This is a genomic window from Halocynthiibacter sp. C4 (assembly GCF_028823805.1).
Lineage (GTDB): Bacteria > Pseudomonadota > Alphaproteobacteria > Rhodobacterales > Rhodobacteraceae > Falsihalocynthiibacter > Falsihalocynthiibacter halioticoli.
This window is the reverse complement of record NZ_JAPEIE010000002.1, coordinates 80,044-93,539: the sequence shown is the minus strand read 5'-3', so window position 1 is coordinate 93,539 and position 13,496 is coordinate 80,044. Positions and strand designations below refer to the sequence as shown.

The 13,496-nt window shown below is 55.2% G+C and carries 12 protein-coding genes; 3 read left to right on the top strand and 9 right to left on the bottom strand.

Annotated elements, in window-relative coordinates; translation table 11 throughout:
- Positions 1 to 43: 43 nt before the first annotated feature.
- From OU789_RS07575 to OU789_RS07550, 6 genes are all read right to left on the bottom strand, one after another.
- Positions 44 to 979: a carbon-nitrogen hydrolase family protein gene (locus tag OU789_RS07575; protein ID WP_274654703.1), complete on the bottom strand. Its 936-nt coding sequence runs from the start codon at positions 977 to 979 to the stop codon at positions 44 to 46.
- Positions 980 to 1,085: 106 nt separating this feature from the next.
- Positions 1,086 to 1,652 (bottom strand): acetolactate synthase small subunit, encoded by a 567-nt coding sequence (ilvN, locus tag OU789_RS07570; protein WP_263953010.1) that lies wholly within the window; start codon positions 1,650 to 1,652, stop codon positions 1,086 to 1,088.
- Positions 1,653 to 1,665: 13 nt separating this feature from the next.
- On the bottom strand, positions 1,666 to 3,420 hold the full coding sequence (locus OU789_RS07565; RefSeq protein WP_274654700.1) for an acetolactate synthase 3 large subunit: 1,755 nt from the start codon (positions 3,418 to 3,420) through the stop codon (positions 1,666 to 1,668).
- Positions 3,421 to 3,835: 415 nt separating this feature from the next.
- The gene (locus OU789_RS07560; protein ID WP_274654698.1) at positions 3,836 to 4,579 is read right to left on the bottom strand and encodes a phosphotransferase; all 744 of its coding nucleotides are present in this window, start codon (positions 4,577 to 4,579) and stop codon (positions 3,836 to 3,838) included.
- The gene (locus OU789_RS07555; RefSeq protein ID WP_263953013.1) at positions 4,576 to 5,226 is read right to left on the bottom strand and encodes a response regulator transcription factor; all 651 of its coding nucleotides are present in this window, start codon (positions 5,224 to 5,226) and stop codon (positions 4,576 to 4,578) included. The genes OU789_RS07560 and OU789_RS07555 overlap by 4 nt, the downstream gene beginning before the upstream one ends.
- On the bottom strand, positions 5,223 to 6,647 hold the full coding sequence (locus OU789_RS07550) for a cache domain-containing protein (protein ID WP_274654696.1): 1,425 nt from the start codon (positions 6,645 to 6,647) through the stop codon (positions 5,223 to 5,225). The genes OU789_RS07555 and OU789_RS07550 overlap by 4 nt, the downstream gene beginning before the upstream one ends.
- Positions 6,648 to 6,910: 263 nt before the next feature.
- Here OU789_RS07550 and OU789_RS07545 point away from each other — a divergent pair, with 263 nt between their 5' ends.
- From OU789_RS07545 to OU789_RS07535, 3 genes are all read left to right on the top strand, one after another.
- Positions 6,911 to 7,996, top strand: a complete 1,086-nt coding sequence (locus OU789_RS07545) for a TRAP transporter substrate-binding protein (RefSeq protein ID WP_263953015.1) — start codon at positions 6,911 to 6,913, stop codon at positions 7,994 to 7,996.
- A 188-nt stretch (positions 7,997 to 8,184) separates the two neighbouring features.
- Positions 8,185 to 9,075, top strand: coding sequence for a TRAP transporter small permease subunit (locus OU789_RS07540; protein WP_263953016.1), 891 nt, complete (start codon positions 8,185 to 8,187; stop codon positions 9,073 to 9,075).
- 17 nt (positions 9,076 to 9,092) lie between these two features.
- A complete protein-coding gene (locus tag OU789_RS07535) occupies positions 9,093 to 11,453 on the top strand; it encodes a TRAP transporter large permease (RefSeq protein ID WP_274654693.1) in 2,361 nt (786 codons plus the stop codon).
- Between the two features lie 208 nt (positions 11,454 to 11,661).
- Here OU789_RS07535 and OU789_RS07530 read toward each other — a convergent pair whose 3' ends face one another.
- From OU789_RS07530 to OU789_RS07520, 3 genes are all read right to left on the bottom strand, one after another.
- Positions 11,662 to 12,051 carry a VOC family protein gene (locus tag OU789_RS07530; protein WP_274654691.1) on the bottom strand — a complete coding sequence of 130 codons (390 nt, stop codon included), beginning with the start codon at positions 12,049 to 12,051 and terminating at the stop codon, positions 11,662 to 11,664.
- Positions 12,051 to 12,905 (bottom strand): arginyltransferase, encoded by an 855-nt coding sequence (locus OU789_RS07525; protein WP_274654689.1) that lies wholly within the window; start codon positions 12,903 to 12,905, stop codon positions 12,051 to 12,053. Before OU789_RS07525 ends, OU789_RS07530 begins: the two co-directional genes overlap by 1 nt.
- Positions 12,906 to 12,980: 75 nt before the next feature.
- Positions 12,981 to 13,463 carry an RDD family protein gene (locus OU789_RS07520; protein ID WP_263953020.1) on the bottom strand — a complete coding sequence of 161 codons (483 nt, stop codon included), beginning with the start codon at positions 13,461 to 13,463 and terminating at the stop codon, positions 12,981 to 12,983.
- Positions 13,464 to 13,496 lie beyond the last annotated feature (33 nt).

Sequence of the window (13,496 nt, the reverse complement as noted above, 5' to 3'; positions counted from 1 at the left end):
GGGGGCCCTTTTTTCTATTTGATCGCGGTGGTTTAGCGCTGGATTAGTTCGGAAACTCGACAGGGCGTTGTGCTTCGCGGTTCACGTTAAGCGTAAATACATCCGGTCGTGAATAGTGCCCTGTCGCATCAAACTTACGGCGCGCGGCAGTCGCTAAGCTGGCGTCAACCTCCGCCCAGAGTATGCCTTTCTCTTTGCGCATCGGCCCTGCGGCCAATCCACCAAAAGGTTTGTAAACCACTGCGTCTCCGTCGTTGATCCATTCCTTATCGTCAGGGAATATCTCTTTGCGATGCGGGGTGTTTTTCGGGATGTCTTTGCCCTCAAGCTGTGTGGAACAACCGATGACCCAACATCCTCCTTCACGCGCGATATGCTGCATGGTTGCAAGCCAGCTTTCGCCCGTGTCCCATGTGGGCGCGCAGTATATCTCTACGTTCTGGGCGTAGAGCGCATAGCGGGCGAGTGGCATATAGTTTTCCCAACAGAGCAGCGCACCAACGCGTCCCACGGCGGTGTCGACGACCCGAAGACCGCTGCCATCGCCAAAACCCCAGACCATGCGTTCCGGATTGGTCGGCATCAGTTTTCTGTGGTTGTTCAATAGCTTGCCGTCTGCATCAATGATGCAAACGCTGTTAAAGATCGTGCTTCCCGAAGCGGTGCCATCTTTTTCCTGATAGCCTGCTACAATCACCACCCCATGTTCGCGGGCGGCATCTTGTAGCGGCATGAGGTCGCCTTGGCTGCGATCGATGCAATTGGCCAGAAGGCGGGCATAGATATCATCGGTTTTGCCCATATCTTTGCCCGGCGTCAGGCGCCAAACAAAGGAGGGATACCCTGGAAACCAGGCTTCTGGGAAAACAACAAGCCCCGCGCCATCCCGCGCGGCGGCTTCGACAAGTTCGGCGGCGCGCTGCATGGTTTTAGCAAGATCGAGGTAGACGGGTGGTTCCTGAATTACGGCAGTCTTCATCACATACTCCCCATTCTAAAAGCGAGAGTATGCCACAACTGACGAATTCCTCAAAACGGAGCGGTATATTCGCACCGTTTTGAGGGGATTTTTTGCGATTATAGCCTTATTTTTCGGGGCCGCGTCCAAGAGCGGCAACGCCGGTACGTGCGGTTTCCACGAGGCCAAGAGGGCGCATGAGATCGGCAAAGGCGTCGATTTTTTCGCTGGTGCCGGTCATTTCGAAGATGAAGCTGTTGAGCGTGCTGTCGACAACATTTGCGCGGAAAATATCAGCAAGGCGCAGGGATTCCACCCGTTGCTCGCCTGTTGCTGCCACTTTGAACAGCGCCAATTCCCGCTCCACGCTCGCACCTTCGACCGTGAGGTCATGGACGCGGTGAACAGGGACGATGCGGCCAAGCTGGGCTTTGATTTGCTCGATCACCTGCGGTGTTCCCGAGGTTACGATTGTGATGCGGGAGCGGTGGAATTCGTGGTTCACCTCAGCCACGGTCAGGCTTTCGATGTTATACCCACGGCCCGAAAACAGCCCGATCACCCGCGCCAGAACGCCAGCTTCGTTGTCCACAACACAGGCCAGTGTGTGGGATTCAACAACATCCGCGTTTGGGTCGCGTAGGTCATAGGCGGAGTGGCTTGAAGAGCCTTTTTTGATTTTTAGAGCAGACATTTACAGACCTTCCTTAAACTAGAACCGCGCCGGTATCACCGATAGCATCGGAGGTGTCGGCTTCGCCCATGATCATATCGTTATGTGCCTTGCCGGACGGGATCATCGGGAAACAGTTCTCGTGCTTCTCGACAAGGCAATCAAAGATCACCGGACCGTCGTATTCGATCATTTCCATGATCGCGTCATCAAGGTCTGCGGGGTCGGTGCAGAGGATGCCTTTCGCGCCAAAGGCTTCGGCGAGCTTGACGAAATCAGGCAAGCTTTCGCTCCACGAATGGCTATAGCGCTCGCCGTGCAAGAGTTCTTGCCACTGGCGCACCATGCCGAGGCGCTCGTTGTTCAGAATGAACTGCTTTACCGGAAGGCGATACTGCGCCGCTGTGCCCATTTCCTGCATATTCATCAACCAGCTCGCTTCGCCAGCAACGTTGATCACAAGCGCGTCGGGGTGGGCAACCTGCACGCCGATACTGGCGGGAAACCCATAGCCCATCGTTCCAAGCCCGCCGGATGTCATCCAGCGGTTTGGTGCTTCGAAGCCAAGGAATTGCGCTGCCCACATTTGGTGTTGGCCAACCTCGGTCGTGATATAGCGATCATATTTTTTCGTAAGCGCTTCAAGACGTTGCAGCGCGTACTGTGGTTTGATGATCTTGTCGGAATTGATATAGGACAGGCAGCGACGGGCACGCCATTCGTCAATTTGCGCGTGCCATTTGGACAGCGCCTCGGCGTTGGTTTTGCGGCCGCGAGCCTTCCAGATCTTGAGCGCATCCTCAAGCACATGGCCAACGTCACCGATGATCGGAACATTAACGTGGATCACTTTGTTGATCGAAGAGGCGTCAATGTCGATGTGAACCTTGGTGCTTTTGGGGCTGAACGCATCGAGGCGGCCTGTGATCCGGTCATCAAACCGCGCGCCGATGTTGATCATCACGTCACAGTCGTGCATCGCCATGTTGGCCTCATAGAGACCATGCATACCGAGCATACCGATCCAGTTTTTGCCTGATGCAGGATAGGCGCCAAGCCCCATGAGGGTCGAAGTTACTGGAACATTCGCGGCATCGGCCCATTCACAAAGCAACTGGCTCGCGGCGGGACCGGAGTTGATGACGCCACCGCCCGTATAGAAGATTGGCCGCTCGGCTGTTTCGAGCAGTTCAACCATTGCGGTGATCGCTTCAACGTCGCCTTTCATTGACGGCTGGTAATTCGCGACATTCGCTGTTTTCGGCTCCGTATATGTGCCTTTGGCGAATTGAACATCCTTCGGAATATCAACAAGCGTCGGGCCCGGGCGGCCTTCGGTCGCAACGTGGAAAGCTTGGTGGATCGTTTCGGCAAGCTTTTCCGTTTCCTTCACCAGCCAGTTGTGTTTGGTGCAGGGGCGGGTGATGCCAACCGTGTCGGCCTCTTGAAAACCGTCGGTGCCGATCATGAAGGTCGGAACCTGTCCGGTGAGAACAACAAGAGGGATTGAGTCAAGGAGCGCATCGGTCAACCCCGTAACAGCGTTGGTCGCGCCAGGGCCAGAAGTTACCAAAACAACGCCGGGCTTGCCGGTGCTGCGTGCGTAGCCTTCGGCAGCGTGAACAGCCCCTTGCTCGTGACGAACAAGGATATGGCGAATGTCGTTCTGTTGAAAAATCTCGTCATAGATGGGTAGGACAGCGCCACCGGGATATCCAAAGATTGTATCCACACCCTGATCCTTCAGGGCTTGGACGATCATTTTTGCTCCGGTCATCTGCCGTTTCATCTTATGCTCCAATAATTGCGTGCCTTGCACGATCTTAACTCTGCTACAAAAAAGCCCCCGGAAATTTCCGAGGGCGCATGGGGATAAATCTGGATTTCCGTTACCGGCCCATGCGCATCTTTTCGACTAGAATGACAACAAACGACATTGTCGCGGCTCCTCTGTATGCTTTGGGGACATTACAACAAAAAAACCGAGCGTCAACACCGAAAATGCGACAAATGTGTCGTCTAAAGGATAAAATATTGCCGAAAGTTGCGAGTTATAGAGGTTGAGGGGTAATTTTCGCAAATCTGGACGGTGAATACAGGGGTGTGGCTGCATGGTTTTCCAGTTTTGGTACGGAGAAACCTTGGGTGTTACACAAGTTTCGACGATCTCGGCTATTCTAAGGGCGCGCGTTACATCACTGCGCTTATGACAGCGCGAGCAACAAATCGGCCATCCGACGAGCATACTCAGGCTCTTTGTCCCAGCCGCTTGCCGCTTCCCAAGCATAATAAGCGCGCTGTTCGTTTTTTGTGGTGCGGTCAAAGGGCAGGAGCGGGAATTCGTCAAACAGCGCAATATCCCTGCGGGCTTCATCCCAATCGATCAGCACGGCGCGGCCGCTTCCCGTCATCAGAATATTTCCGGCCCCGAGATCACCATGGATTACCTCAAGCGGATTGGTGCAGAAATTTTCCCACGCCGCACGCGCGGCCGCCGCGATTTCATCGGGAAGGCTGCTAAAGTCGATGTCAGGGCCTTTGTCTTGATAGAGATAGTCACAGCTCGCCAGACATCCGGGGCGTTGCGGCATGTTGGACGTCGCAGCACGGAATTCGCGCATTGAACTTGCGAGATCAGGCAGGGAGCTTGTGGGGTAGGGTGTACCGAACTCGAAGCTTTCAAGTGTCCAGCCATCCTGTGCCAGCGCGCCGCCACGTGTCCGGTAACTGCGCGGGGTGATGAACCCAACTGCCTCTGCGTGGCGCTTGGCTTCTTGCAGCCATTCAAGCGAGGCCTCAGGTTCGGCTGTTGATTTCGCCACCAACTGCTTCTTGCCGTCGGTCACAAGGTAAACGCAGCTTCGCGTGCTTCCTTTGAGTGGACGTAGTATTTCAATCTGCCCGAATTCGGATAGGTCCGGTCTATTGGATGCGGTTTTCCCGCTCAAAACGACACGCCTGTGCCTTGAAGAACCCCGTGCTCCATGGCGTATCGAGTTAGGCCGGCGGTGGAGCTGATGCCGAGTTTTCGCTTGATGTTCTTGCGATGTGTTTCGACAGTTCGCACAGAGATATTGAGGCTGTTGGCCACTTCCTTGTTCGAGCGGCCCTGCGCGAGTTCGAGTAGAATGGTTTGCTCGCGGCTGGTGAGAGGCATGCGGCCATCATGGGTTTTCGGCTCGATAGCGGCAGTTGCACCCGTGCAAAGATAGCTGCCACCCTTCATCACGGTATCAATTGCGGTTTTAATTTCTTCGGTCGGCACATCCTTAAGCAGATAGCCGCGCGCGCCGTGGGACAGCGCCGTTGAAATATATTCCGGTGTGTCGTGCATCGACAGGATCAGGATGCGGGCCTCTGGACGTATTTCCAAGACGATTTCGGCCGCAGACAGCCCACCCATTTCAGGCATGTTGAGATCAAGTAGGATCACATCAGGTGCAAGTGTCTCGACCTGATCGATCAGTTCGCGTCCATTGGTGAGCGTTCCGATCACCTCAATATCTGGGTAGGTTTCGATGATGGATTGGATGCCTTCGGCAACCATCGGATGGTCGTCAACGATCAGCACGCGGGTAGGGGCGTTGGTGGTCATGCTATTTCCTTTGCAGGGCGTTCGGGCGCGAGCAGGTGGCTCAGAGGGATACGAACCTCGATCACCGTGCCTTTGGCGCTGGATGTCAGGCGCAGGGTGCCGTCGAGTTGCTCGACGCGTTCCTGCATGTTGCGCAGCCCGATGCCGTTTTCGCGGCGTAGGCTCGCGCTGTCGGGTAGGCCGTGTCCGTTGTCGGCAATGCGCATCGTTGCGCCACGTTTGTGGCCTGAAATGCGCATGCTTACATAGGTGGCGCCGGAATGACGTTCGATATTGGTCAGGGCCTCTTGCGCGATCCGATACAGGGCGATCTTGCTTTCCTGATCGAGCCGATTGCGGAACACGGCCGTTTCAAAGTCGGTCTTGATACCCGTGCGCGCTGTGAAATCCTTGGTTAGCGATTGCAGCGCTGGTCCGAGGCCAAGGTCGTCGAGGATGCCGGGGCGCAGGTCGCGAGAAATGCGGCGGACTTCCTGAATGGCACCGTTTAGATGAGAAACCCCTTTCTCAAGGCTGTCAGAGGCGGTCGCGTCACCATTGGCAATCTTGCGCCGCGCCAGTTCCAGCGCATAACGCACGCCCACAAGGATTTGGCTGATCGAGTCGTGAAGCTCGCGCGCCACGCGACCGCGCTCTTCCTCTTGGGTGTCGAAAATACGCTGTGTCAGGGTTTTGAGCTTGGCGTCGGCAAGGCGGCGCTCGCGGATGTTTAGCAGTAGCCCCGAGAAGAAAACCACAAGCAGAGCGCCAAGCGTGATCGCCATGATATATACAAAAGTGGCTTGAATACGTTCCTCAACCGTCGCGCGGGCCGTGGCGACCGTGCCGAGGACATCGTCGATAAATACGCCCGTACCAACAGCCCACCGCCAGTTCTGTAGCCCGATGACATAGGCAATCATTCGTCCGGTTTCGCCAGTCGAGGGTTTTTCCCAAAGAAACGTGTGATAGCCAGCGCCCGTACGGGCTTGCGCGATGAGCGTGTCTACGATCGGGGTGCCTTCCTCGTCGGCAAGGCCCGCCCAGTTTTTGGTGATGAGTTCGGTGCGGCGTGGGGAAACAAGATTGTTGCCGTCATAATCAAAAACGAAATAGCTCCCATCTTCGCCAAATGTCATTGCCGAGAGGATTTGGGTGACACGCAGCTTGGCGTCATAATCATCCGGTGCAGCGCGACCATAGATAAAGAAGAACGCGCTTCGAGCGAGGTTTACATAGTTCTTAAGCTCGGTTTTCTTGGCTTCTATCAACTGATGCTCAAGCTGGCCGATTTCCTGATCTGCGAGCTTTTGGGATTGCAACGTCACCACAACAGAGATCGCCGCCGCCGCCACAATCAGCGGGACTGAGGCCAGCAAAAACACCTTCTGCCCGTAGGACAGATGGAGCTTGTTGTTCAATCTGGCGAGCAGTCCTGACACAGGGTGTTCCGGCGATTTGGTTAGGGGCGAGTCATTTGAGTTGCGGCAGAGTACTCTAAAACCGCAGCGAAAGCCCAGACTCCGTACAACACAAAGCCTGAAACGCCCGAATTCATTAAAGAAATCGGCAAAATTCGAGGGAAATACCCCGTTTCTGCGTAGTTGTTGGTATTTGCCAATTTCGCTTCTCTTTGTATGGTCCAAACACTTTCAACAATGACTCGGTCACAGGGGCCGGGTTTTCCAAAGGGGAGGAGACCTTTATGGATCGCCGTTCATTCCTGCGCACATCCGCACTTGGCGGGACAGCTGCTGCAGCATCGACACTCGCTACACCAAGCCTTTCGCAAAACAAACGCACACTGACCATGGTTACATCGTGGCCACGCGGTTTTGCTGTTCTTGACGATGCCGCCAGCTACTTCGAGCAGGCTGTTAACACAATGTCCGATGGCGAGCTGACCATCGAGAAGAAAGCTCCAGGCGAGCTCGTTGGCGCTCTCGAAGTGTTTGACGCTGTTTCTTCCGGTCAGGCTGATCTCTATCACTCCGCTGACTACTACTATATCGGTCAGCACCCAGCATATGCGTATTTCACCGCTGTGCCATTCGGCGCAACCGGTCAGGAACTGACAAACTGGTACCTGCATGGTGGCGGTCACGAGCTTCACAACGAGCTTGGCGAAATCTTCAACCTCAAGTCGTTCCTTGCTGGTAACTCCGGTTCCCAGTCTGGTGGTTGGTTCCGCAAGGAAATCAATTCCGCAGAAGACCTCAACGGCCTCAAGTTCCGTATGCCTGGCCTTGGCGGCAAGGTTCTCGGCAAACTGGGTGCGTCGGTTCAGAACATCCCAGGCGGCGAACTTTACCAAGCGCTGTCTTCCGGTGCTCTTGACGGTCTGGAGTGGGTTGGCCCATTCGCTGACGAACGCGCTGGCTTCCAGGAAGTTGCCAAAGTTTACTACACTGCGGGCTTCCACGAGCCAGGTTCTGGCCTCTCCGCTGGTATGAACCTTGACGTTTACAACAGCCTGACACCATCGCAGCAGTCCATCATTGCGAACGCTGCTATGGCGACAACGCACTACAACCTCAGCCAAACTCTTGCGAACAACGGTGCAGCTCTTGCCCGTCTGCAGCAGCAGGGCGTTAAAACACTTCAGTTCTCTGATGATGTTTGGGATAGCTTCGGTGCGGCTTCTAAAGAAGTTATGGACGAAAACATGGATGATCCGCTCTTCGCAAAAGTCCGCGAGAGCTTTGAAACATCTCTGGCGTCTTCTGCTTCTTGGATCCAGAAGTCTGACGGCTACTATGTAGCTCAGCGTACACGGGTTCTCGGCGGCTAAGCCAAGACGTGTGACAATATTGGGGCCTTCTGCGCAATCGCAGAGGGCCCTCTGACGTTGAGTGAGTTGCGCATGTAGCTCGGGGGCAAGGCCCACATAGAGAGCGCACGTAACACTTTTCCTCGACAGGAATTGCCGCCGGTCCCGACGTGCAATTCAGCTAATTTAAAGAGAACAGGGGGACGGAAATGCTGGATGGCATTATCTGGTTCTTTAAGAACATCTTACTCGGGTTCTACAACTTCGGATACGCTGTGACGCATCCGCATTTGTGGCTCAACTGGTCTGACAAAGCCGCGTTGATGAACTTTATCTACTACGGTGGATCGGTCGAGTTCTTCTTTGTGGTGCTTGATGCCTTCCTTGTGCTGACGGTGATTGGCCTTTGGCGCAATAGCTTCATGTGGGGCTGCGTGCGGCTCTTTGAGGGGATCGGCAACTGGGTTGGTCGCATCTTTGCGTGGGCTGGCCTTGCGATGGTGCTTCAGCAGATCATCATTGTCTTTGTGCAGCGTATCTTTACGCAGGCGCAGATCAGCTTCGGTTTTGGTCCCGCGCTCACCAAAGACATCTCTTGGTGGAGCGAAGAACTCAAGTTCTACAACGCGCTCGTGGTGGCGCTCTGTGTCTCTTATACCTTTGTTCAGGGCGGGCATGTGCGGGTGGACCTTGTCTATTCCGCTGTTAAGTTCCGCACCCAACGCGCAATCGACATGTTCGGCTCGATCTTCTTTATGATGCCGATGGCCGTTCTGATCTGGATGTACGCGTGGTTCTTTATGTGGCGTCACCTCGTGACCCCGAAGATTTCCGCGACGGACAAGCTCGAACTGCTCGAGAAAAAGGCGCGTATCCTCAAGTGGAATGTTGAAACCATCGGCTTCTCGCCAAACGGGTTCAACGGCTATTTCCTGTTCAAAATCCTGCTCTTGCTGTTTACGGCGCTGGTGTTCATCCAAGCCGTGGCCTTCTTCTACCGCTCCTATCTCGAGCGCAAAGAAGGGCCGGCAAGCGAAGGCAAATTCCTCGACCGTGACACACTCGGCGAGGGCGAAGAAGCCTACGAAGGCACGCATTAATCTAAAGGGCAGAACCTATGTTATTCGGACTTGATGGCGTTGAAGTCGGCCTTATCATCGTCTTTCTTAGCCTCTTCGCAGGTATTCTTTCCGGCTTTCCGGTGGCTTTTGCCATCGCGGGGGCTGGGATTATTTCCTTCGGAATTATTGCCGCGCTCGACAGCGCCGGTATCCTCTATCACCAAGCTGTGGATCAAAGCAGCGAGGCGTTCCGAGACCTTGTAAATACGGGGATACATCCCGATACGATCTCGAAATTCCGCTATCCTGATTTGCCGCTGGTGATCGAGCCGTTGCTTGTTGGCGGTTGGGAAACCGCGCTGAACCGCAACATCTCTTTCATCGTCAACCGCATGAACGAACGTGTGTTCGCGGGGCAATCCATCGAAACGCTTCTTGCTGTTCTGATGTTTGTTTTGATGGGGATTACGCTTGAACGTTCCAAAATCGCCAACGATTTGCTGACAACCATGGCGCGGGTGTTTGGCCCGCTTCCAGGTGGTCTTGCTGTTTCGGTTGTGGTTGTGGGCGCGTTCCTTGCGGCTTCTACTGGTATCGTGGGCGCGACTGTTGTGACTATGGGTCTGCTTTCGTTGCCGACCATGCTTCGGAACAACTACTCGCCTGAGTTGGCGACGGGTGTGATCGCGGCGTCCGGTACGCTTGGACAGATCATTCCGCCCTCAATCGTGATCGTTCTTCTCGGAACGCTCGCGGGCGATCTTTATTCCGCCGCGCAAGAGGCGCGGGCAACCGAAGCGGGCTGTACTGACGCTCTGACATACCTTGGCGAAGCTGCTGTTGTGTCTGTTGGTACTCTCTTTCAGGCTGCGATCCTACCGGGTGTGCTGCTGGCGCTGCTCTATGGGCTCTATGCCTTTGGTTATGCGCTACTGAATCCGTCCAAAGCGCCTGCTGTTGTTTTGGATGACGATGCAGTTCCGGTTCCGGGGACGGGTCGCCGCAACAGCCTGACATGGTTCCTTGCGGTTCCTGTTATCCTGATCGGTGGTAGCTTGCTTCTGGGGCAGGTCAATGTGATCGGCAGCCAGAACATCACTGTGGCCAGCTATTCGGATGCGTCCGAGGGCGCCAGCCTGCGCACCAATGTGGGCGAGCAGTGTAAGGCCTCGATGATCGAACTGCACGGGCAGGAAGCTTGGGATACAGCCATTGCCGAGCAGCAAGCGATTGAAGAGTCCGGTGGAGCAGTGGTGAGCCATGAGCTCTCTGAAGAAGAAGTCGAAACCGCTCTCGCTGAGAAAATCGCCAATGCGGCGCCAATCGGCACAGGTGTTGCGATCTTCTTCGTGTTCCTCGCATTGGTTCTGACAACTGCGCGCGGTGTTGCTCCGAACGCTGACAGCCGTCCGTTGTTGATCGGTGGGGCAGGGATTGTTCTGGCTTTCCTCGTCGACATCCTGCTGATCGCACCGACAACAAGCTCGGGCGCTGCCACTGTCCTGTTGGCCATTCCGATGGCGCTGGTGCTCTATGGTCTGGTCCATGCGATCAAGCTTTTGGGCCGCAACGAGCTTCTGCGCGTTGTGTTCCCGCCGCTTGTGCTGATCATTGCGGTGCTTGGCTCGATCCTTGGCGGGATTACCAACCCAACACCTGCGGCCGCACTTGGTGCAGGTGGGGCGTTGATGCTTGCTGCATACCGCAAGCTCCACGACGAAGGACGTAGCGGGCAGGTCATCCTGATCGCGGCATTCTCGATCATCGTTATGATCCTTGTTGGCGTGAACTTCGATCTGCGGATCACACGCGACTCGGTTCCGTTCGAGGATTGGGTGGCGTACTTCGTTGCGCTTAGTGCCTATCTGATTGCGATGTTCGGTATCCTCTTTAGCTGCTGGGTCCTGTTGCGCGGTAAGGTTTTGCCGCCAATCGTGCGGGAAACGGCCAAGGTCACGAGCATGGTGTTTACCATTCTCATCGGCTCGCAGCTCCTGAACCTCGTGGTGATCTCCTTTGGTGGTGAGCATTATATTCAGCAGTTCTTGCGCAGCTTTGACAATGAGTTCACGGTCTTCCTGATCGTGATGCTGGTGCTGTTCATTCTGGGCTTCGTGCTCGACTTCCTCGAGATCATCTACATCGTGATCCCGATTGTTGGGCCAGTGATTTACGGCGGCACGATGGATCCGAAATGGGTTACCATCATGATCGCGGTGAACCTGCAAACCAGCTTCCTGACGCCTCCGTTTGGCTTCGCGCTGTTCTATCTGCGTGGGGTTGCTCCGAAGGAAGTCACGACGCGACACATCTATCGCGGTGTTGCTCCCTTCGTGCTGATCCAAGTGCTTGGGCTCGCGCTCTTGTGGCTGGTGCCTTCGGTGGTGACTATCGTGCCAAACCTGATGGGCGGCTAGAAGCTGACCCATATCAAGTATAGAGAAGGGCGCCCCTTCGGGCGCCCTTTTTGCGTTTTAGGGAGTGTTTCACCGGCGCTGTGGAAAGCTTTGTGAGTATTTCGGAAATGGACAACGCTTACCCGAAAAAACACGCGCAGGGCGTGCATTTTGGTTCGAATAAGGAAACGTATTGTTTCGCTATGCGTGTGTAATAAGCGGTGGGATGCTAGCGCGGTTGCAGCAAATCCCATGTATTGCCAAACGGGTCGCGCCAGACAACAACTTTGGCGTATGGCTCATCGCGCGGCTCCTCAAGGAACGTGACGCCCGCGTCTTTCATCCGTGCAAAATCTGCGTCGAAATCATCGGTCTGAAGAAAGAACCCAACGCGCCCACCGGTCTGATTGCCAATTGCGGCTTCCTGCTCGGGGCCGTCCGCTTTGGCCAGAAGGATGCGTGTTGATCCCGCGCCGCTTGGCGCAACAACAACCCAACGTTTGGTTGGCGATTGTTTGGTGTCTTCGATAAGGGAAAAGCCAAGCATGTCGCAATAAAATGCAATCGCGGCGTCATAGTCCGGCACCACAAGCGCCACGAGGGAAATCTGCTGCGCCACTACTCTTTGAGCGATACAGGCGGACCCGCCACGCGGCTGTCGGGCAGGGCGATTTGCGCAACCTGTTCGGCAATCGGATCGGTCAGGAGTGGGTGTGTTTCCGCGTCAAACGTTTCGGGGTCATCGACGTTAACCCATTCGTTATCTTTAAACACCTCAAGTGCCGAGAAGCGCGCCTTGTAGCCCATCTTCGGGCTGTTTGGCACCCAATAGCCCAAATAAACATAGGGGAGGCCAAGTTCGCGAGCGATCTCGATATGGTCGAGGATAATGTATGTGCCGACCGAGTTTTTGGCGAGATCGGGATCAAAGAAGGAATAAACCATCGACACCCCGTCATCCAACACATCCGTCAGGCAAACAGCGGTTAAGCCAGTATCCACGTTGGGCGTATCATCCGGCGTTGTGTACTCGATCACGCGCGTTTTGATCGGCGTTTCCTCGATCATCGCAGCGAATTCAAAGACATCCATATCGGCCATACCGCCGTCTGCGTGACGCGAGGCGAGATAATAGCGGAACAGTTCGAATTGCTCTTCGGTGGCCCAAGGCGACCGCGCGTCGCGTTTCAGATACGCGTTTTTGCGGGTAACGCGCCGCTGGCTTTTGTTGGGCTTGAAATCTGCTACGCGGATGCGCGCTGACAAACAGGCTGCGCATTCTGCGCATGACGGGCGATAAAGCACATTCTGGCTGCGCCGGAACCCTTGTTTTGACAGGCTGTCATTGAGGTGTGTGGCGAACTCGCCTTGGAGCGAGGTAAACAGTTTCCGCTCCTTGCGACCATCGATATAGGGGCAGGGTTGCGGGGCCGTTACATAGAATTGCGGCGCAATGGGAAGACTGTGGCGCATGGTTACTCGTGTTGTTTCCTGATTTAGAGGATAGCAAGCGAGTTTGCATGCGCCAAGCCCTAGCTAAAATTTGAGTTAATAGCGCGAGATTCTGTTGATCATGGCGGTGCCAAGGAGGTGATCGCCTAGGCCTTTGCCCTGCGGCGAGAGTGCCATGAGGCCGACCGACAGGATTTGCAGGATCACGACCGAGAACGACACGGTAAAGGCCAAGGTGTGCAGAAGTGCCATGGAGGTGTCGAGGCGCTCGCCGCGATGGGTGCGCAATTCGATCGCCATGAGCCACATACCTGGGGTCGCTGAGTTCTTTGCGATGGTGACGGTTCGGTAAACAAACCCGATCACCATAAATACCAGCGGTGCGATGAACGCCGCTAAGAAAGCGGTGAATACAATCACCAGTGCGGTCAGGATGCCAATGACGATGGTATCAATCACCCATGCGAAAAAGCGCTTGGCCGTCACATCCTGATAGAATTCGGCGTGAAACTCCGGATCGGGAAGGCCGGACGTGCGTTGGTTAAAATCTGATCTTTGGGAAAAATCGTCGTATGACATTTCGGTGTCCGTTGATGGGTGGAGGGCCGTTGG